Origin of the sequence: Amycolatopsis sp. NPDC059657, from assembly GCF_042734395.1 — a bacterium.
Classification (GTDB): Bacteria; Actinomycetota; Actinomycetes; order Mycobacteriales; family Pseudonocardiaceae; genus Amycolatopsis.
Genome location: NZ_JBHWEB010000004.1, coordinates 85,570 through 103,780, shown reverse-complemented (window position 1 = coordinate 103,780; position 18,211 = coordinate 85,570). Strand labels below are relative to the sequence as shown.

Here is an 18,211-nt window from a genome sequence, read left to right as displayed (position 1 = left end):
TGGGAGGAGTCGGCGTTGGGCTGGTTCAGGCGGCGGCGTTGCCCGGCGGGCGCGCATCGGTTCCGCTTCGGGACGCTGGTCTTCAGCACTCCGACCGAGCTGGACAGCCTGGTCGCGGTGGCGGGCGCGAGCGACGACGAGGCGCAGCGCTGGCTCGGCTGGGAACTCGACCACATTGTGCTGGAGCCGCACCGTGATCGCTATCTGGCGATGGTGCCCGGCAGGGGCACGGCCTATGACCTGCGCGAGGACGCGATCGACCTCATCGCGATCCATCCACGGCGCAAGCGGTGCGCCGGACTGGTCTCGGTGCATTCGGACGGTGAGCTCGGCGGCTGGCTGATGCCGGGATTCCGGGGCCAGGGACTCGGCGGCGAGCTGTTCAAGGCGGGGCTGGTGCTCGCGCACGAGCATTTGGGGCTCAAGTCGGTGCGTGCCGGGGTCGAGACGGCCAATCTGGCCAGTCAGGGCGCGTTGCGCGCGGCCGGGATGCGGCAAGGGGACGGCCCGCCGACGCATACGCTGCCGAACGGCCGGGTGATGGCGTCCTACTGGTTCCACCACGAGGTAGCGCAGCCACGGCGGTGTTCTTGAGTTGACGGCCTGCTTCGTTACGCGGGCCGTCAACCGTGCTGATCAGGCTGCGATGAGTTCCTTGGCATCTTCCGCGATGACCTCTTCCGGTGCGGGAGTGGCGGTGTTCTCGATGTGGCGGAGGAAGCCGACGGCGGCAGCGGCCGCGGCGAGCACGACGAGCGCGGCGACGATCGCGGCGGGCCGCATGCCGGAGACGAAGGCCTCCTGCGCGACGTGGACCAGCTGGTCACCCTTGCCCGGCGGCAGCTTCGCCGCGGCTTCCTGTGCCGCGCCGAGCGTCTGGCGCGCGGCCACGAGCTGGTCGGTGGTGAGCCCGGACGGGGCCGTCTTGACCATGGTCGCGGTGTAGACGCCCGCGCCGACACTGCCGAGGATCGCGATGCCCAGCGCACCGCCGAGTTCCTGGGCGGTCTGCAGCAGCGCCGAGACACCGCTGGCCCGCTCGGCCGGGGTGGTCGCCATGACCATGTCGGTGACGATCGACATCACGACCGCGATGCCGACACCGATGAGCACGGTGGCGCTGATGATCAGCGGGATGTTCCGCTCGGTGCTGACCTGCGTGATGAGCAGGAAGCCCAGCGCCGCCACGGTGAAACCGCTCGCGATGATGTACGCGGGACGGGTCCGCTGCGCCAGCTTCGCCGCCAGCGGGGCGACGACCGCGACGACCACCGGGCTGGCGAGCGTCCACATCGCGGCTTCGATCGCCGACATCTCCAGCACCTGCATGAGGAACTGGGTGGTGAAGATGCCGAACCCGACCATGCCGAACAGGCACACGAGCGCGATGGTGATCGAGGCGCCGAAGCCACGGTTTCGGAACAGCGACAGCTCGATCATCGGGTCGGTCATGGTGGACTGCCTGCGCACGAACAGCACGCCCAGCGCGAGACCCAGCGCGATCGCGGCGACGGGGGTCGCCTCGAGGCCGCTGACGGCGCTTTCCTTGACACCCCAGATGATCGCGAGCATCGCGCCGAGCGACAGCACGGCCGAAAGCGCGTCGAACTTGCCGAGTGACGGGGCGCGGTACTCGGGCACCAATATCGGGGCCAGCACCAGCAGCACGACCATCACCGGGATGTTGACCAGGAAGATCGAGCCCCAGGAGAAGGTCGACAGCAGCAGACCGGAGACGACCGGGCCGAGGCCGGCGCCCGCCGACAGCACGATGGACCACACGGTGATGGCCGTACGGCGCTGCTTGTCGTTGTGGAACATGTTGCGGATCAAGCCCAGCGTGGACGGGGCGAGCGTGGCGCCGCCGATGCCCTGCAGCGCGCGTCCCGCGATGAGCAGTTCCGGGCTGGACGCGAAGGCGCAGGCGACCGAGCCGAGCCCGAAGAGGACCGTGCCCGCGATCAGGAGACGCCGCCGGCCGATCCGGTCACCGAGGCCGCCCATCGTGATGAGCAGGCCGGCGAGCACGAAGCCGTAGATGTCCATCATCCAGAGCTGCTGCGGGCCACTGGGCTGCAGGTCAGCGGCTATGGAGGGGATCGCGAAGTAAAGGATGGTGATGTCCATCGACACCAGAAGCATGGGGAGGACCAGTACGGCCAGGCCGATCCACTCACGGCGGCCGGCGCGGGTTTCGGTAGTTGTCATGAGATCCACTATACAAGCGTCTAGCACATGTGTATAGTACGACCGTGTAAGACGGACATGCGGACAACTCCCCACAACCCCAGGAGCGCAGAGACATGCAGAACCTCGCAGGCAAGACCATCGTCGTCACCGGTGCCAGCGCCGGGATCGGGGCCGCCGCGGCACGCCAGCTGCACGCCGCGGGCGCCAACGTCATCCCGGTCGGCCGGTCCGCCGACAAGACGGCCGCCATAGCGAAGGAGCTCGGTGTCGAAGGTCTTACGGTGGACTACACGAACCTCGCCGATGTCCGGCGCCTCGCCGGTGACCTGCTCGAGCGCTGCCCGCGCATCGACGTGCTGGCGAACAACGCGGGCGGCCTGTGGACCCAGCGCAACATCACGGTCGACGGCTACGAGCAGACCTTCCAGGTCAACTGCCTCGCCCCGTACCTGCTCACCCGCCTGCTCACCGACCGGCTGCGCGAGAGCGGCGGCCGCGTGGTCATCACCACCTCGGACAACCACAAGACCGGCAAGGTCAACCTGGACGACCTCGACAGCGAGCAGGGCTACAAGTCGCAGAAGGCGTACGCCAACAGCAAGCTGGCCGCGGCCATCCTCAACCGCGAGTACGCCCGCCGCTACCCCGAGCTGGGTGTCGCCGACTTCCACCCCGGTGTGGTCGCGTCCGAGTTCTCCCGCGACATGAAGCTCATGCACGCCTTCGCGAACTCCCCGCTGGGCAAGCCGATGCGTCACTTCCTGACCAGCCCGGAGCAGGGCGCCGAGACCCTCGTCTACCTTTCGGGCACCACCGAGCCGTTGCACGGTGGCTACTACGTCAAGAGCAAGCCGGCCAAGCCCGCCAAGCTCGCCTCCGACGAGAACCTCGCCAACGAGCTGTGGGAGATCACCTCCCGCCGCGTCGGCCTGGTCGCCTGAACATATCGGTGAGCACCGACATTTCACGGGCCTACGGTGCTCCGCATGATCGAAGCAAGCGAACTGCTCGCCGACCCGCGCTTCACACTCCCGCCTGTTTTCAGTGGGGCGCCGGGAACCGTTGGCTGGCTGCGGGCGAACGTCGCCCGGTTCAGTACCGGACAGGCCCACACGCGACGTCGTTCGCTGGTGATGGAGGAACTCGCGGGCGTGGATCCCGCGCGGTTGCGCCGCGAGGCGTTCGATCGGACCGTTGAGGCGAAGAACTCTGGTCCGGTCGACCTCGAGGTGATCGTGGTGGAAACACTCGCCGCGGCGCTCGGCCTTCCCGCCGGGCTTTCCGCGGATATCGCGATCGTCGCGAAGGTTTATCAACCCCATGTGGAAGCGACGTCCGTCGAAGACGCCGCTGTCGCCCGCCTCGCCGAAGCCTGTGGCGGGGCGTCGGAACACACCGCGGCCCGGATCGGCCTGCTCGTGCAGGCCTGTGACGCGACGGCCGGGCTCGTCGAGAACGCGCTCGGCGAAACCGTTGCCGCGGAAGAAGCGCTGGCAGTCACCTTGCGAGAACGCCCGCCGGTCTCGGTGACCAGAAGATATAAGGACGGGCACGTGGTCGAGGTCGATCTCGCCGGGTTGCCGTTCGGCCACGGTCCCAAGGCCTGCCCAGGGCAGGCGCACGCGCTGGCGATCGCATCCGGGATTCTCGACGCGACTCGTCGGTCGGTGTGCTAAGACTTACCGCGTCGCCGGAGGGGTGTTCCGGCTCTGGGAGGGTCTTTCATGCTGTATTTCGACGGGCTCGTCGGCGTGGTCACGCTCGGGCTCTGGATCTTTTGCCTCGTCGACGTCATCACGACCGAAGACGGGTCCTGCCGCAACCTGCCGAAGCTGACCTGGCTGCTGATCGTGCTGCTGATCCCGCTGGTCGGGTCGATCGTGTGGCTGGTCGCGGGACGCCCGCAGACCGCCGCGCGCGCCCGCCGCACCCCGTACGAGCGCGACGCGCCGCGGTTCCCCGAGTACGACCGGCCAGGCCGGTTCTCGGCGGCCGACAGCGCGTCGGATGAGGAATTCCTGCGCCAGTGCCGCGAGCGCGCCGAGGCGCAGCGACGCAAGGCGCGTGGCGAACAGGCTTAGGGCAGGATGATCCCATGAGCGACTGGAACGCGGGGATCATCAAGGAATTCAGGGAAAACGACGGCAAGGTCGGCGGGCCGTTCGAAGGCGCGCCGATGGTCTTGCTGACCACGATCGGCGCGAAGAGCGGACAGGAGCGGACGACCCCGCTCGTCTACTCCTCCGACGGGGACAGGCTTTTCATCATCGCTTCCGCGGCGGGCGCCGACAAGCACCCGGCGTGGTATCACAACCTGCTGGCCAATCCGACCGTGACGCTCGAGATCGGCACGGAGAAGTTCAAAGCCGAGGCCACGCCGTTGCAGGGCGAGGAACGCGCTCTGTACTACGGCAAGCAGGCCGAGCTCATGCCCGGTTTCAAGGAGTACCAGGAGAAGACGAGCCGGGTCATCCCGGTCGTCGACCTTCGCCGTCTCTGAACAGCCGTCGCGGCCCCGTTCCGTGAGTCCATAAAGGACTCGCCCGACGGGGCCGCATGTGCATGTGCGCTTGCCGCGACGATCCGTGGTGATCAGCTCAGTGGTCTGATCCTTTTGCCTTCTCCGGGCTAGCTCTCTCGGCGGTAGTAAACGGTGGTTCACGCCTCATACCCTGAATCGGGTGTCGACTCCCGGGGAGAAGCAGGAGAGTGCGCGTGGCACGTCGGAAGAGCGCTTTTGTGGTGGAAGTCGAGCCGTCCGGCGTCCAGTGGGTCAAGAGTTCGGCCAGTGGCAGTGACGGCGACGCCTGTGTCGAGCTGGCGTTTTGTGACGCGTTGGTCCTGGTGAGGGACTCCCAGGACCGTTCCGGTCTTCGCCTCCGCGTCCCTGTCGCCGCGTGGCGGGGGCTCTTGGGCTCTTTGTAGCCCGATCGTGTGAAGCTTCAGCCTGCCTCCCGGTCATCGGCCGTGGCTTAGGCCAGTATGTGCTCGCATCGTGGCGATCCGCCATGTGTCCGAGAAGAAACACTCCTTTCGCACGCGGCGATATGCGGTGTGCCACGATGCTTGCTAACATAGTGCCATGTGGCAGATTGCGATCTGCTGCTCGACGAGGAGGAACATGATGACCAGGGGTGAAACCCCCGTCGGCCAGCTTCGACGCCTGCGGGCCGTCCTGAAGCAGGAACGTGAGCAGCAAGGGCTCACGCAGCGAGATGTCGCCGACGCTCTTGATTGGTCCTCTTCGAAGCTGATTCGCATCGAGAAGGGGGTGGTGGGGATTTCGATCACCGATCTCAAAGCCCTGCTGCTCCACTACCGGATCACCGAAGACGACCGAGTCGAGCAGCTGGTGGAGCTGGCTCGTGCTGGTAAGAAACCTGCCTGGTGGCATGCCTACAAGGACATCTACGACCAGCAGTTCCTGAACTTCCTGGGGCTCGAAGCCTCCGCGATCGGAGTCAAGCAGTTCCAGGGGCGGGTGATCCCCGGCCTCTTGCAGACGAAGGACTATGCGACGGCTCTGATGGGCCGGCACCACACCGAGCCGGAACGAATCGAACGGGGCACGGCGGTCCGGCTGCGGCGCCAAGAACTCATCGCGCCCGACGGCCCGCACATGGTGTTCCTTATGGATGAGGCTGTCCTGCGCCGCACGATGGGGAGCGCGAAGGTGATGCGCGGGCAGTTGCTTCGGTTGAAAGAGGTCGCCGCACTGACGAATGTCGACGTCCGTGTCATCCCGTTCTCCGCGGGTCCGCACAAGGGTTTGGCCAGCTCCTTCGCTCTCTTCCAGCTCTCGGAGATGGAGAACGATGTCGTGCTGCTGCTCGAGATCCCGGATCAGGACATCCTCGTCGAGGAGTTCACCGACCAGACGAAGGACTACCTCAGGATCTTCGACGAGCTCGAAGGGCTCGCGCTCACGGAGGACGACAGCGTCAAGCTGATCGACAAGATCTTGGCTGAGTTAGGGGAAAGCTCATGAGATGAGCGAAGGAAAAGGGGGCGGCTCCTGCTGCAACAGAAGCCGCCCCGTAGGCAAATCGTCCGACCCGCGTGCATGCGGCAGGGAGTCGATGCCGTACGGGCTACCGTACCGCTGCCGAACCGCCTTGCCGACCCCGGTCACTCCAATGAAGGAGCCGGTCCTTGGGTGTCGACGTGAAATCGTTGGCACGCAAGGGCATCTGCAAAGTCGTAACGGTATTCGCGTTTGGTTTGCGGGGAGGTACACCATGAAATCCTGTCTCAGGCGGGCGCCGTGAACGTCCCGCTTCCCTGTCCACCCAGGCACCGCACCGTCTTCGCGGTGGACATGGAAGGGTCGACCGCACACAACAACGTGGCCAAGGGCGGGCTTCGTGCCGTCATGTACGACCTGCTGGCGCGGAGCATGGCTGAAGCCGGGATCGCCGAGGCGTTCCGCGAGCCGTTGATCGATCGGGGCGACGGCGTGCTGGTGTTGATCCAGCCCGTCGACGAGGTGCCGAAGACCGTGTTCCTCAGTCACCTCATCCCGACGCTGAGCGCGCTGCTGGTCGAGCACACGCTCGACTACCCGGAGATGCGGCTCCGGATGAGGGCGGTGCTGCACGCCGGCGAGGTGCACTGCGATCCGCAGGGCTGGTTCGGCGAGACGCTCGACGTCGCCTTCCGGCTGCTCGACGCGCCGCAGGTGAAGCAGGCGCTGAAGAAGTCGGCGGATCCGCTGACGGTGGTCGTTTCGGACAACATCTACTTCTCGATCGTCCGGCATGGCTACGAGGGCATCGACCAGCACGACTTCCAGCCCTCGGTGCAGGTGCGGGTCGCCGGGCAGTATCACCGTGGCTGGTTGCGGCTGCCCGCCGCCGTGCCGAGGCAGCCGACGTCGGGTGACTTCCGGCGACGGCTGCCGTTGATCCGGCTCCGGCCGCCGAGTTCGGCGGTCGGCTGAGAACTTTCGCGGAGGCTGTCGAATCCGGCTCCGTCCGTTCGTCGTAGGGGTGGAGGACCCCTCGGCGGAGGGACGCGGGCCGTCTCGGCGTGCGCTGATCCTGTCGGTGCCTCCGTGTAAGAAGAGATCAACAGAAAGGTCGGTCCCATGGCCCAGTACGCGGTTCTGCTCTACTCACCCGCTCCCGGCGATGACGCGGACGTACCGCCGGAGGAGCTCGAAGCCCACATGAACCACGAAAACCAGGTGAAGGAACTCGGCGGGTCCATCCGCGCGGGCGTGGCGCTGCAGCCGAGCACCACGGCCACGTCGATCCGCGGCGACGTCATCACCGACGGGCCGTTCATCGAGTCCAAGGAGGTCATCGCCGGCCTGTACATCCTCGAGGCGCGGGACCTGGACCACGCGCTGTCGATGGCCAGGCTCAACCCGGCGACCTGGCGCGGCGGGGTCGAGGTGCGGCCGTTGCTGGGCCTCGAACTCAGGCCGTGAGTCTCGCCGAGGCCGCGGTCGCGGACGCGCACCGTCGCGAGTGGACATTCGTGCTCGCCGCGACGGCGCGGGTCACGCGCGACTTCGACCTGGCCGAGGAATGCGTTCAGGAGGCCTATTTGTCGGCGCTGGACGCCTGGGAACGCGATGGCGTGCCCAAGAGTCCCGGCGCCTGGCTGACCACCGCGGCCCGCCGTCGCGCGCTGGACGTGTTACGGCGCGACCAGACACTCAAGAAGAAACTGCCACTCCTCATCGAGCCGGAAGAGTCCGAGATGGACATTCCCACCGAATACGCGGTGCCGGACGACCGGCTCCGGCTGATCTTCACCTGCTGCCACCCGGCGCTGGCGCGTGAAGCGCAGATCGCGCTCACCCTGCGGCTGGTGTGCGGCGTGACCACCGACGAGATCGCGAAGGCGTTCCTCGTCTCGGATTCGACGATGGCCGCGCGGGTGACACGGGCCAAGAAGAAGATCACCGCCGCCCGTATCCCGTACCGGGTGCCGTCGGCCAGCGAGCTGCCGGACCGGCTCGACGCCGTGCTCACCGTCGTCCACCTGCTCTACACGACCGGGCACACCGCGCCATCCGGCGACCAGCTCGTCCGCAACGACCTGGTCGAGCGCGCGCTGGAACTGGCGCGGGTGCTGCACGCGCTGATGCCGGACGAGCGCGAGGTACGCGGACTGCTCGCGTTGCTGATGGTCACCGACGCCCGCCGCGCGACCCGCACCGACGCCGATGGCCGCCTGCTCCTGCTGGAGGAGCAGGACCGGTCGTTGTGGGACCACGAGGCCATCGCGGCGAGTCATGAGCTGGTCGTCGGCGCGTTGCGTGGCGGGAACGCGGGCCGTTTCGGGCTGCAGGCGGCCATCGCCGCGTTGCACGCCGAAGCGCCGAGCTTCGAGGAGACCGATTGGTCCCAGATAGTCACGCTGTACGACGCGTTGCTCAAGATCTGGCCGTCCCCGGTCGTCGCGCTCAACCGCGCGGTCGCCGTGTCCATGGTGGACGGTCCGGCCGAGGCGCTCGCCGAGATCGAGCGGCTGGAAGCCGACAGCAGATTGGCGGGATATCGCTATCTTCCGGCGGCGAAGGCCGATTTCCTGCGCAGGCTCGGCAGGCACGCAGATGCGGCCGACGCCTACCTGGCCGCGCTCGACCTCGCGGAGAACGAGGCCGAGCGCGCGTTCCTGACCGGCAGGCTCACAGCGTCGCGGACAGCCCGAACGCGGGAAGGAGGTCCGGCGGAAAGGTCGTGATCTCGGCGATCCGGCCGTCCACGACGCGCAGGACGTCGATCATCCAGGCGTGATACTCGGTGTCGCCCGGCCGTTTGACGTAGCCGACGGCGGCGGGCATCCGGTTGGCCGTGGTGAGCACGCGCTTCCACACGCCCATGCGGTCGGCCTCCTCGCCGAGCCCGGAAAGCGCGTCGCGGCCGTCGAAACAGACCGGATGCGGCGGCATGGTGACCCGGACGTCCTCGCTGACCAAGGTGGCCAGCGCGGCCCAGTCCGACTCGACGTGTGCGGTCACAAAGCGTTTGAGCGTGGCCATTTCCTCAGCGCTGGCCTCGTTCGTGGTCCAGTCGAGCCGCCTTGAAGGCAGCTCCTCGCGCAGGGTGGCTCTCGCGCGCTGGAGAGCGCTGTTGGCCGAAGCCACGCTGAGCTCGAGGGTTTCCGCGGTCTCGTTGGCGGACCAGCCGAGCACGTCACGCAGGATGAGCGTGGCCCGCTGCTTCGGCGGCAGCAGCTGGATGGCGGCCAGGAACGCCAGCTCGATCGTCTCGCGGGCGACGGCCACCGCGTCCGGCTGCTCGATCCCGTCCAGCAGCCGGTCCGGATACGGCTGGAGCCAGGAGACCTCGGCGAAGGAGGTCAGCTTCGTGACCTGGCGCGAGGTCCGGCGGAGGAAGTCGAGACACGCGTTGGTCGCGATCCGGTACAGCCACGCCCGGAAGGCGTCGCCGTCGAACGTCTCGCGTTTGCTCCACGCGCGCAGGAAGGTCTCCTGCACCAGGTCGTCGGCGTCGGTGAACGAGCCGAGCATGCGGTAGCAGTGCACGTGGAGCTCACGCCGGTGGCGCCCGACGAGGGCGGCGAAAGTGGCTTCGTCCTGCATGGCCAGTCCAGAAGTGTCTGTGCGGTTCATGCACAGTAGAACGTCACCGCGCCGCTGAACTCATCGGTGTTACGCGTTCACCCCGGTCAGCGCGAAAAACTCCTGCCGGGAGCGCGGGTCCGACCGCAACGACCCGAGCAGCGTCGAGGTGACCGTGCTCGACCCGACGGCCTGCACGCCACGCAGGGTCATGCAGCTGTGCTCGGCCTCGATGACCACGCCGACGCCCTTGGGGGAGAGCTGGTCGTTCAGCCAGTCGGCGACCTGCTTGGTCAGCCGCTCCTGCACCTGCGGGCGGCACGCGAAATGCTCGACCACCCTGGCCAGCTTCGACAGCCCGAGAATCCGCTCGCCTGGCAGATAGCCGACGTGCGCGACGCCGACGAACGGCAGCAGATGATGCTCGCAGACCGAGCGCACCGGGATGGCTCGCGCGAGCACCAGCTCGTCGTAGCTTTCCTCGTTGGGGAAGGTCGTCAGGTCGAACGGCCGGGGCGTGAACAGCTCGGCGTACGCCTTCGCCATCCGCCGAGGGGTGCCCTGGAGGCTCTCCGACCCGGTCGAGATGCCCAGCGCCTGCAGGAACGCCGCCGCGGCCAGTTCGGCGGCGGCGAGATCCACGCCCGCCTCGGGCTCATGGACGACGCGCAATGCGGATCCTGCGTGCATGACCGTCTCCTCCTGGGCGTGGGTTTCGCCAACGAATCTTGGTCTTATTCACGTAACCAGTCAAGGCTCGCGCTTGCGACCATCATCGTTGGCGTTATCGTAAGAGGGTGACGGATGACCCCCAAGCGCAGATCAGGGCGGTCGCCGCGCTGGAGGATGACCTGCGTCACGGCATGTACGCCTTCATCCGGCAGGCGCGGCGGCCGGTCACGCGCGACGAGGCGGCGGCCTCGGTGGGCATCTCCCGCAAGCTCGCCGCGTTCCACCTGGACAAGCTCGTCGAGGCTGGCGTGCTGCGGTCGGGCTATGAGCACGCGGGCAAGGTCGGGCGCGCGCCCAAGGTCTACCGGCCGTCCGGGGTGGACATCCGGATCAGCATCCCGCCCCGGCAGCACGACGTGCTCGCCGACATCCTGCTGGACGCCGTCCTCACCGAGCGCGAAGGCGAGACCGCTCGTGACGCCGCTCTGCGCTGCGCCTACGCCCGTGGCTCGGCACTCGGCGAGGCTGAACGCGAACGTTTGCGCACGGGGCGGCTGGGCGCCGAGCGCGCGCTGACCGTCGCGGCCGGGATACTGCAGCGGGCCGGGTTCGAGCCGGCGCGGGAAGCGCCGACCTGCGTGCGGCTGCGCAATTGCCCGTTCCATCCCATGGCGGCCAAGGCGCCGGGATTGGTCTGCGGGATCAACCAGGCGTTTCTCTCCGGGCTGCTCGGCGCGCTCGAAGCACCCGCCGAGGCCGTGCTGAGCCCGCGCCCCGGCGAATGCTGTGTGGAACTGCGGGCTTAGTTCTGGCGAAGATTCCCGTAGTCGCGAGCACTGCCGTGGAAAATGCGCCATCATGACCCGCGTAGTCCGAAAGCAGTAACGGGAGGCATCGTGTCGGCCGAGTTCGACCAGCTCGTGGCGCAGTTCGAGCAGTTCCAGTCCAAGCTCAAGCACGTCGATGAGCCGTTCGCCGATCTCGGCGGCATGCAGCAGGAGCTCACCGAGCTCGAAAGCACCGCGACCTCACCCGACCGGGCGGTGACCGTGGTGGCGGGTGTCGGCGGGTCGATCAAGGAGATCCGTTTCGCCGACAACCCCGGGCTGGGCGCGGTGGTGATGGCGACGCTGCAGCGGGCAGTCGCGGAGGCCGCGCGCAAGCAGGCGGTGATCGTCGACGAGCACACGAACGGCGCGCTGGACCTGGTCGACCAGGTTCTCGAAGTTCAGGCCGAGGCACTGGGAACCACAGTGGACGATCTGAAGTCGAACATGCGAGACGAAGCACCAGCGGCGCCCCCGCCGTCCGACGACTTCTCCGAGCAGACGGTGCTGCGGCGTGCCGACGACACACCGCAGCCGCCGCCTTATTCCGGTGGCGGCTCGGCGGGTGATTCGTTCCTGAAGAACCTGTTCGACGAGGAGGATCACTGATGCCGGATGGCCACGCCGTCGTCATCGACGAGCTGCGCAAGTATTCGGGCAAATTGAACGGGGACATGGCGATTCCGCGTGAGATCGCCGGTCTGGTCGGGCAGTCCGACGTCGGTGACAAGTCCTGGGGCGTCGTCGGCATCTTCGTCAAAGGTAAGTACACGGAGATGCTCACGGAGCTCAACGACCTGCTCCGCGAGATGTCCGCGGGTCTCGAAGCCGCTTCGGAGAAGATGAACGGCGCCGCGAACGCTTATCAAGCGCATGAGGACGACAGTGTCGCCGCGCTCCAGGAGATCTTGCGCCTGCTCGAGACGCCCGCGAAGAGCCGCACGCCGAAGATCGGGCCCGCGAAATGACCGAGACCACCGGCGAGAAGACCGGTATCAGCATCAAGACGACCGATTCCGGTTTCATCAACACGGACAAGATCGCGAGCTCGCTTCCGGGACCGCTGGGTTCGGCGGCGTCGGTGTTCAAGGACGTCACCGACGCGACCAAGGACGGCAAGGTCGAAGGCAGTGAGATCCAGACGATCGCGTCGTCGGGCGCGGGGTTTGTCAGCTCCTGCATGGACGTCAAGGACATCGCGACCGACCCGATCGGCTGGCTGGTCGGGCAGGGCTTGAACTTCCTGATCGCGGTCGTCCAGCCATTGCAGGACGCCATCCACTTCGTCAGCGGCGACGGCCCGGCGCTCGCGGAAGCGGCGGAGAACTTCGGCAACATCGGGACCGGATTGGCCGACTACAGCAAGAAGTTCGCCGAAGACGCGATCTCGTCGCTCGCTGATTGGAAGGGCCCCGCGGCCGAAGCCGCAGGCAAGAAGCTCGCCGAGTTCTCCACCGGGATCGACGGTATCGCCGGGCAAGCCGGTGACATCGCGAAGCTGCTGCAGATCTCCAGCATGATCATGACGGTCATCGAGGAGTTCATCAAAGCGCTGCTCACGGAGTTCATCACCTGGCTGATCATGATCTGGATCCCCGCGCTCGCCGCGGCCGTGCCCACCTTCGGCGGCTCGACCGCCGCGGCGGGCACCGCCACCACCGCCAAGGGCGCGCAGACCGGCGCGAAGGCGACCAAGCAGGTCAGCAAGCTTCAGCAGCTGCTGAACAAGATCCAGGAGCTGCTGCAGAATCTGAAGAAGTTCTTCACCGAGTGGAAGACGAACTTCAAGAAGATCATGGACACCAAGAAGTTGCAGGCCGGCATGGCCAAGCTGGAAGTCAGCGCCGCCAAGGAAGCGGGCAAGCGCGCTTCGCTCGGCGAGAAGCTGTACAACGCCGAAGAAGGCATGATCGGCAAGCGCGTGACGGCCGGTGCGGGCAAGTCTTTTGGCACCACGGCGAAGAAGGCGGCCGCGGACGCCGCCGGGCTCGGTGATTTCGTCGACGGCAAGACCGGCGGGATCAAGCCGCCTTCCGGTGGCAAGGAATGGACCAAGACCGGAATCAGCGTCGGCCGCAAGGCCAGCGAGGTCGAAAGCGGTGCCGAAAAAGCGGGCGACTACGGTGATATCGGCGACGACCAGACCCGCGAGGAAAATTCGGAGAACTTGGACTTCTGATGTACTGGGACGCGAGCGGCATAGCAGGCCTGATCTTTGTGGCCGTGATGGCCGTTGTCCTCTTCAGGTTGTTCCGGAAGGACGTGCGAAGCCGCCGCTTTCAAAGGTCGGGCGCGGCGGACTTGGCACGAGCCAACGGCTGGCGCCTTTTCCAGGAGTACCCGCCGGAGCATTTCGCACTCGAGAAGTCCCGCTTCCCCAACGACGGCCGGGAAGTTCGCGAGTACGCGTCGACGCCGTATCGCAACGGCGGCGAGTACATCGGCACCGGCCTCGAAGGCACGTACCACGGTTTCCCGTTCGCGGCTTACGAGTACGTCTCACCCCGTGAACGCGGATCCCGTGACGTCAACGGGAATCCGGTCGGCGACGGGGTTCGCACGACCGTGGTCGTCCACGTCACCCAGCCGCTGCCGGACGCCACGATCGAATACAGCACGCTGCATTACCCGACCAAGACGAAGGCCATCGATTCCGAGGCCGAGCTGACGCCGCAGTTCCAAGCCTGGTTCGCGGAGAACCACCGCCGCTTCAACCCATTCCGCGCGGCGGGCGGGATGCTTTCGATCGAGAAGAACGATTTCCTGGACTCCCACCAGCTTCTCAGCACGCTGGACTTCCTCACCGACGTCGCGACCGGGTTGCCGCTGCACGTGGTGCGCTGAAACGGCCCCGGGCACTCAAGCCCGGGGCCGCTCGGTCGCTTACTGAGCCGGGTCCAGGTAGAGCAGCCGGTTCGCCGTCCCGGAGGGCAGGCCGGTCACCTTGCCGGTAGTGGCGGCCGCGACCAGCGCGGACTGCACCTGAGCAGGCGTCGCGGTCTTGTGGTTCTGCAGGTACCGGGCCACGATCCCCACGACATGCGGAGTCGCCATCGACGTCCCGCTGATGGTGTTCGTGGCGGTGTCACCGGTGCCCCACGAGGACGTGATGCCGGTGCCCGGAGCGAAAATGTCCACGACAGGCCCATAATTCGAGAAACTGGACCGCGCGTCGGTGTTGGTGGTCGCTCCGACGGTGATCGCCTCGGTCACCCGCGCAGGCGACGTGTTCCCGGCGTTCGTGTTGGAATTCCCAGCGGCCAGCCCATAGGTGATGCCGGCCGCGATCGACCGCCGCACAGCCGCGTCGAGAGTGGTGGAAGCGCCACCACCCAGGCTCATGTTGGCAGCGGCGGGCTTGACGGCGTTCTTGGTCACCCAGTCGATCCCCGCGACAACCCCGGCCGTCGTCCCGCTACCGGAGTTGTTCAGCACCCGGACGCCATACACGGTCGCGCTCTTGGCGATGCCGTACTGCGACCCGGCGATCGTCCCGGCCACATGCGTCCCGTGCCCGTTGCCGTCCTGCGCGACGGCGTCGTTGTCCACGAAGTCGTACCCGTTCTTCGCCCGCCCGCCGAACGTGGTGTGCGTGACCCGCAGCCCGGTGTCGATGACGTAGACGTTCACCCCGGCCCCGGTCGAGGTGTAGTTGTAGCTCTTGCTCAGCGGAAGGTTCCGCTGGTCGACCCGGTCCAGCCCCCACGACGGCGGATTCGGCTGCGTCGTCTCGGCATGGAACACCTGGTTCTGCTCGACGTATTCGACGGACGGATCAGCGGCCAGCCGCTTCGCCTGCCGTTCGCTCAGCGTCCCGGCGAACCCCTTGAGCGCGTTCTGGTAGGTCCGCTCGACTTTCACGCCGAACTTGGCCGCGATCTTGTTCGAGTCGGTTTCGTCCTTGAGCTTGACGATGTAACTGCCGGCGATCGCCTCAGGCGACCCAGCGGCCAGGATCTGCCCCTCGGCAGCCTGAGCCGGCGTCGTCGTGAGCCCGGTCGCCAGCGCGACCACGCTCGCGGCAGTCACCCAACGTACTTTGCGCATGCGTCTCGTCCTGTCGTTCGCAGGGATCGGCCGGCAACCACACGGGGAGGATCGGTCACACGACCGCGCGGAGCGTCGTTTGCGGTAGCCCCACGTCGATCGAGGTTATTGAGCATTTGGTATGTCCGAAATACGCCATTTGGCCGAGCGAACGACGATCGTCTGCCCCCATCCGAGCCGGGGTGGCCGTTCAGCCCAGAGCCGCCATGACGTGCGGAACCACGAACGGAAACGCGACAGCACAGACTGCGGACAGGATCCACGCCGTCTTCTTGGCTCGACGCCCAGGCACAAGTGCGGCGAACATCGCGCAAAGCACGACCACCGCCGGCCAGGCGACCATTCCGTAGGCAAGCCCACCGAAGAGCATGAACATGAACAACACGGTGCTGCTGTCCATGCCGGTACTACCCCAGAGGCCGATCAAGCCGACCAGCATCAGTACGACAATGAACGACGGCCAGGCGATGATGGCGTGCAACGCCCCGGTCAGCGCTTTGTCCCGTCGGCTCGGCTCGACCCGCTTCGGGAAAAGACTCGGCTTGGTGTCGGTGCTGGCGGTGGTCATGGCTTAAGTGTGCGTACTGGCGCGCCTTCACGAATCCGTGGAACTACTCATTGAGCCATCTCACATGGCGCCGCGCAGGCTGACGTCGCTCCCAACTCCGCTGGGTAGTTGAAGACGTGGGGCGCCTTCACTCTTTTAGTGCGAAGACGGACGGTATTGTGATCTGCGTTCTTGTTCGGGCGGTGTCGCGATTACTCGATGACTCGCTAGGGGGCAGGTGAACTGTGTCTGCAATATTGGCCAGGATTCGTCGTCGACCATGTCGCATGATCCGGATCTCCAGGGGGACGTGATGGTTACCATCGAAGCGTTGCGGGGCTATGTCTTGGAGGAGCTGTTGGCTCGGCTCCTGTTTGACAACGGGTATCGGCTGCTGGTATCCGCTGATCAAGACCCAGATTCGCTCAAGCGGGGCGCGCACGGACTCTTGGTTCGTGGTCGTGGAACGGATCACCAAGCCGATGTGCTCGGCGAACTCGCGCTTCCGGTGCCGTTCTCGTTGCCGTTGCGTCTTTTTGTCGAGGCGAAGTATCGCAATGCCAAGACGAGCCTGCGCGATGTTCGAAACGCCCACGGCGTTCTGCACGATGTCAATGAACAGTACGTGACGGCGTCCGCTGGTGCTCGAAGGTTGCCGATCCGACGTTACACGTATCAATACGCCCTGTTTTCTGCGGCGGGCTTCACTTGGCCGGCACAACAGTACGCTCTCGCACAGCAGATCTCGCTGGTTGACTTGTCGAACCCGGCCTTCTCGTCTTTGCTTGACGAGGCTGATCGAGTTGCGCGAGCTTTACATCGGCTCGCGACCGCCAACGGCATCACCAACTTCCCTCGAGGTCAAGTCCGCACGGCGTTCAGACTTGCCCTGGGCACTTGGACGGCGGACGAGAGGGACGATGTCGAATTCGGTCGCGCCGGGTGGGTGGACCGCGCTTGGTCGGCGTCCGAACTCAATCCGGCTCGCGGAGAAGTCGAACACCTGCCTATCGACCATCTTTCCGGAATTTTCGAAGATCTGGCCGATCTGCCGGGCGGCTTGTTGCTGGCGTTCCCTGCAGCACCGTTTGTGCTGGTTCTCTTTCCGGATAGCGTCGAAGCATTTTTCGCCTATGTTTTACGACATGGACCTGATATTCCGGTGCACATCGAGTTCGCTGAGCGTCGTGAAGTCGTTGGAGATTGGGTGATCGTTCCTGCTGATGGTTCTCAGGAATTTCGGCTTCGCTTCGCTTTGCCTGCACTGCTGGAGGACTGGCTGCTGAGTGACGAGGGAGCCGCGGCTATGCGCGCACGCGACATCAAGACCGGCTTGCTGTCGTCGATTGCGGTATTCCAGAGAGGTCGTGTTGTCCGGCTGCTTTTTCAGCCCAAACATCGTGGCTGAAGGGTGTCTACTCTGGAAGTCTTTGCTGCGCCATGCTGCCGCCGTTCACGCCAGGCGCGCACCTTGGCTGGATGAGTGCCCCCGGCAGGATTCGAACCTGCGACACCCGCTTTAGGAGAGCGGTGCTCTATCCCCTGAGCTACGAGGGCGGGGACGTGCACCCCCACCCTACCGGCCCAGGCCCAGCCGGACATGCACCGGGTGTGTGACGTCTCGGTGAGGTCTCAGGGGAGCACGTGAAGGTGTCTCGTTTCGAAACTCCGGGTGCCAGTGGGTAGCCTTTGTCAACGGTTGCGGGAGACCCGCGCCACCGGACGCCGGAGGGCTTCGTTGATCAAGCTCATGTTCGCGGACGACGAGGAACTGGTTCGCTCAGGGCTGCGCGCGATGATGTCGGGCGCGCCTGACATCGAGATCGTGGGCGAAGCGAGTGACGGGAGATCCGCGGTCGAGGCTGCCCGGCGGTATCACCCTGATGTGGCGTTGCTCGACATCAAGATGCGGGCCCCTGACGACGGCATCCGGGCGCTGCGGGCCATCCTCGCGCTGCCCGATCCGCCGACCGTGGCCATGCTGACCACTTTCGACATCGATGAGTACGTGAGTCTCGCGCTGCGGCTCGGGGCCAACGGCTTCCTGCTCAAGGACATCGATCCGGCCGCGCTGCTGAGGGCGGTCAGGGACCTGGCCAGGGGTGGAGCGGTGCTCGACCCCGGTGTGGCCGCGCGGATGGTCAGCGCTCATCGCGATGAACAGCGGGCCGCTCAGCCCGCTCGGAAGCTGCTCGCGTCTCTGTCCGAACGGGAGCGTGAGGTTGTCGGCTTGATCGGCCAAGGGCTGTCGAACGCCGAGATCGGCGGGCAGTTGCACTTGTCCGAGGCGACGGTCAAGGGGTATGTCTCCGCGGTGTTGTCCAAGATCGGGGCCGCCAACCGCGTGCAGGCCGCGCTGCTTGCCTATCGCGGCGGGCTGCTCGGGTAAAA

Annotated in this window: 22 protein-coding genes and 1 tRNA gene; 17 read left to right on the top strand and 6 right to left on the bottom strand. The window is 66.2% G+C overall.

Annotated elements, in window-relative coordinates:
• Positions 1–15 precede the first annotated feature (15 nt).
• A complete protein-coding gene (locus ACFV15_RS03645) occupies positions 16–594 on the top strand; it encodes a GNAT family N-acetyltransferase (protein ID WP_378348561.1) in 579 nt (192 codons plus the stop codon).
• Between the two features lie 42 nt (positions 595–636).
• Here the strand turns inward: ACFV15_RS03645 and ACFV15_RS03640 are convergent, their stop codons facing one another.
• The gene (locus ACFV15_RS03640) at positions 637–2,208 is read right to left on the bottom strand and encodes an MFS transporter (protein ID WP_378348560.1); all 1,572 of its coding nucleotides are present in this window, start codon (positions 2,206–2,208) and stop codon (positions 637–639) included.
• Between the two features lie 95 nt (positions 2,209–2,303).
• Here ACFV15_RS03640 and ACFV15_RS03635 point away from each other — a divergent pair, with 95 nt between their 5' ends.
• The 9 genes from ACFV15_RS03635 (at position 2,304) to ACFV15_RS03595 (ending at position 8,886) form a co-directional block, all read left to right on the top strand.
• Positions 2,304–3,131, top strand: a complete 828-nt coding sequence (locus tag ACFV15_RS03635) for an SDR family NAD(P)-dependent oxidoreductase (protein WP_378348559.1) — start codon at positions 2,304–2,306, stop codon at positions 3,129–3,131.
• Positions 3,132–3,176: 45 nt separating this feature from the next.
• Positions 3,177–3,866, top strand: coding sequence for an oxidoreductase (locus ACFV15_RS03630; protein ID WP_378348558.1), 690 nt, complete (start codon positions 3,177–3,179; stop codon positions 3,864–3,866).
• A 48-nt stretch (positions 3,867–3,914) separates the two neighbouring features.
• Positions 3,915–4,271 (top strand): PLDc N-terminal domain-containing protein, encoded by a 357-nt coding sequence (locus ACFV15_RS03625; RefSeq protein ID WP_378348557.1) that lies wholly within the window; start codon positions 3,915–3,917, stop codon positions 4,269–4,271.
• Between the two features lie 14 nt (positions 4,272–4,285).
• Positions 4,286–4,690 (top strand): nitroreductase family deazaflavin-dependent oxidoreductase, encoded by a 405-nt coding sequence (locus ACFV15_RS03620; RefSeq protein ID WP_378348556.1) that lies wholly within the window; start codon positions 4,286–4,288, stop codon positions 4,688–4,690.
• Positions 4,691–4,899: 209 nt separating this feature from the next.
• Positions 4,900–5,115: a DUF397 domain-containing protein gene (locus ACFV15_RS03615; RefSeq protein ID WP_378348555.1), complete on the top strand. Its 216-nt coding sequence runs from the start codon at positions 4,900–4,902 to the stop codon at positions 5,113–5,115.
• A 199-nt stretch (positions 5,116–5,314) separates the two neighbouring features.
• Positions 5,315–6,178 carry a helix-turn-helix transcriptional regulator gene (locus tag ACFV15_RS03610; protein WP_378348554.1) on the top strand — a complete coding sequence of 288 codons (864 nt, stop codon included), beginning with the start codon at positions 5,315–5,317 and terminating at the stop codon, positions 6,176–6,178.
• Between the two features lie 330 nt (positions 6,179–6,508).
• Positions 6,509–7,129, top strand: coding sequence for a hypothetical protein (locus tag ACFV15_RS03605; RefSeq protein ID WP_378348635.1), 621 nt, complete (start codon positions 6,509–6,511; stop codon positions 7,127–7,129).
• Positions 7,130–7,276: 147 nt separating this feature from the next.
• A complete protein-coding gene (locus ACFV15_RS03600; protein WP_378348553.1) occupies positions 7,277–7,621 on the top strand; it encodes a YciI family protein in 345 nt (114 codons plus the stop codon).
• Complete coding sequence (locus ACFV15_RS03595; RefSeq protein ID WP_378348552.1) at positions 7,618–8,886, top strand: RNA polymerase sigma factor; 1,269 nt, start codon at positions 7,618–7,620, stop codon at positions 8,884–8,886. The genes ACFV15_RS03600 and ACFV15_RS03595 overlap by 4 nt, the downstream gene beginning before the upstream one ends.
• Here the strand turns inward: ACFV15_RS03595 and ACFV15_RS03590 are convergent.
• Together ACFV15_RS03590 and folE are read right to left on the bottom strand one after the other, a co-directional pair.
• A complete protein-coding gene (locus ACFV15_RS03590; RefSeq protein ID WP_378348551.1) occupies positions 8,831–9,778 on the bottom strand; it encodes an RNA polymerase subunit sigma-70 in 948 nt (315 codons plus the stop codon). The genes ACFV15_RS03595 and ACFV15_RS03590 overlap by 56 nt on opposite strands.
• A 39-nt stretch (positions 9,779–9,817) precedes the next feature.
• The gene (folE, locus tag ACFV15_RS03585; protein ID WP_378348550.1) at positions 9,818–10,417 is read right to left on the bottom strand and encodes a GTP cyclohydrolase I FolE; all 600 of its coding nucleotides are present in this window, start codon (positions 10,415–10,417) and stop codon (positions 9,818–9,820) included.
• A gap of 173 nt (positions 10,418–10,590) precedes the next feature.
• Between folE and ACFV15_RS03580 the strand changes: the two genes are divergently transcribed.
• From ACFV15_RS03580 to ACFV15_RS03560, 5 genes are all read left to right on the top strand, one after another.
• The gene (locus tag ACFV15_RS03580) at positions 10,591–11,205 is read left to right on the top strand and encodes a helix-turn-helix transcriptional regulator (RefSeq protein WP_378348634.1); all 615 of its coding nucleotides are present in this window, start codon (positions 10,591–10,593) and stop codon (positions 11,203–11,205) included.
• 90 nt (positions 11,206–11,295) lie between these two features.
• A complete protein-coding gene (locus tag ACFV15_RS03575; RefSeq protein WP_378348549.1) occupies positions 11,296–11,835 on the top strand; it encodes a YbaB/EbfC family nucleoid-associated protein in 540 nt (179 codons plus the stop codon).
• On the top strand, positions 11,835–12,194 hold the full coding sequence (locus tag ACFV15_RS03570; RefSeq protein WP_378348548.1) for a hypothetical protein: 360 nt from the start codon (positions 11,835–11,837) through the stop codon (positions 12,192–12,194). Before ACFV15_RS03575 ends, ACFV15_RS03570 begins: the two co-directional genes overlap by 1 nt.
• Positions 12,191–13,405 carry a hypothetical protein gene (locus ACFV15_RS03565; protein WP_378348547.1) on the top strand — a complete coding sequence of 405 codons (1,215 nt, stop codon included), beginning with the start codon at positions 12,191–12,193 and terminating at the stop codon, positions 13,403–13,405. Before ACFV15_RS03570 ends, ACFV15_RS03565 begins: the two co-directional genes overlap by 4 nt.
• Positions 13,406–13,527: 122 nt before the next feature.
• Positions 13,528–14,070 (top strand): hypothetical protein, encoded by a 543-nt coding sequence (locus ACFV15_RS03560; RefSeq protein ID WP_378348546.1) that lies wholly within the window; start codon positions 13,528–13,530, stop codon positions 14,068–14,070.
• A gap of 39 nt (positions 14,071–14,109) precedes the next feature.
• Here the strand turns inward: ACFV15_RS03560 and ACFV15_RS03555 are convergent, their stop codons facing one another.
• Both ACFV15_RS03555 and ACFV15_RS03550 read right to left on the bottom strand, forming a co-directional pair.
• The gene (locus ACFV15_RS03555; RefSeq protein ID WP_378348545.1) at positions 14,110–15,273 is read right to left on the bottom strand and encodes a S8 family peptidase; all 1,164 of its coding nucleotides are present in this window, start codon (positions 15,271–15,273) and stop codon (positions 14,110–14,112) included.
• A gap of 190 nt (positions 15,274–15,463) precedes the next feature.
• Positions 15,464–15,841: a hypothetical protein gene (locus ACFV15_RS03550; RefSeq protein ID WP_378348544.1), complete on the bottom strand. Its 378-nt coding sequence runs from the start codon at positions 15,839–15,841 to the stop codon at positions 15,464–15,466.
• Between the two features lie 217 nt (positions 15,842–16,058).
• Between ACFV15_RS03550 and ACFV15_RS03545 the strand changes: the two genes are divergently transcribed.
• Positions 16,059–17,228: a hypothetical protein gene (locus tag ACFV15_RS03545; protein ID WP_378348543.1), complete on the top strand. Its 1,170-nt coding sequence runs from the start codon at positions 16,059–16,061 to the stop codon at positions 17,226–17,228.
• 76 nt (positions 17,229–17,304) lie between these two features.
• On the opposite strand, the gene ACFV15_RS03540 is transcribed toward ACFV15_RS03545, so the two are convergent.
• Positions 17,305–17,377 (bottom strand) — tRNA-Arg (locus tag ACFV15_RS03540).
• Positions 17,378–17,558: 181 nt separating this feature from the next.
• Here ACFV15_RS03540 and ACFV15_RS03535 point away from each other — a divergent pair.
• Positions 17,559–18,209, top strand: a complete 651-nt coding sequence (locus ACFV15_RS03535; RefSeq protein WP_091290244.1) for a response regulator transcription factor — start codon at positions 17,559–17,561, stop codon at positions 18,207–18,209.
• Positions 18,210–18,211 lie beyond the last annotated feature (2 nt).

Bases quoted from the DNA above. Each gene is read 5' to 3' on its own strand.
- ACFV15_RS03640 (WP_378348560.1), bottom strand. From the start codon at position 2,208: ATGACAACTACCGAAACCCGCGCCGGCCGCCGTGAGTGGATCGGCCTG.
- ACFV15_RS03635 (WP_378348559.1), top strand. From the start codon at position 2,304: ATGCAGAACCTCGCAGGCAAGACCATCGTCGTCACCGGTGCCAGCGCC.
- ACFV15_RS03630 (WP_378348558.1), top strand. From the start codon at position 3,177: ATGATCGAAGCAAGCGAACTGCTCGCCGACCCGCGCTTCACACTCCCG.
- ACFV15_RS03625 (WP_378348557.1), top strand. From the start codon at position 3,915: ATGCTGTATTTCGACGGGCTCGTCGGCGTGGTCACGCTCGGGCTCTGG.
- ACFV15_RS03620 (WP_378348556.1), top strand. From the start codon at position 4,286: ATGAGCGACTGGAACGCGGGGATCATCAAGGAATTCAGGGAAAACGAC.
- ACFV15_RS03610 (WP_378348554.1), top strand. From the start codon at position 5,315: ATGACCAGGGGTGAAACCCCCGTCGGCCAGCTTCGACGCCTGCGGGCC.
- ACFV15_RS03605 (WP_378348635.1), top strand. From the start codon at position 6,509: ATGGAAGGGTCGACCGCACACAACAACGTGGCCAAGGGCGGGCTTCGT.
- ACFV15_RS03600 (WP_378348553.1), top strand. From the start codon at position 7,277: ATGGCCCAGTACGCGGTTCTGCTCTACTCACCCGCTCCCGGCGATGAC.
- ACFV15_RS03590 (WP_378348551.1), bottom strand. From the start codon at position 9,778: ATGAACCGCACAGACACTTCTGGACTGGCCATGCAGGACGAAGCCACT.
- folE (WP_378348550.1), bottom strand. From the start codon at position 10,417: ATGCACGCAGGATCCGCATTGCGCGTCGTCCATGAGCCCGAGGCGGGC.
- ACFV15_RS03580 (WP_378348634.1), top strand. From the start codon at position 10,591: ATGTACGCCTTCATCCGGCAGGCGCGGCGGCCGGTCACGCGCGACGAG.
- ACFV15_RS03570 (WP_378348548.1), top strand. From the start codon at position 11,835: ATGCCGGATGGCCACGCCGTCGTCATCGACGAGCTGCGCAAGTATTCG.
- ACFV15_RS03565 (WP_378348547.1), top strand. From the start codon at position 12,191: ATGACCGAGACCACCGGCGAGAAGACCGGTATCAGCATCAAGACGACC.
- ACFV15_RS03555 (WP_378348545.1), bottom strand. From the start codon at position 15,273: ATGCGCAAAGTACGTTGGGTGACTGCCGCGAGCGTGGTCGCGCTGGCG.
- ACFV15_RS03550 (WP_378348544.1), bottom strand. From the start codon at position 15,841: ATGACCACCGCCAGCACCGACACCAAGCCGAGTCTTTTCCCGAAGCGG.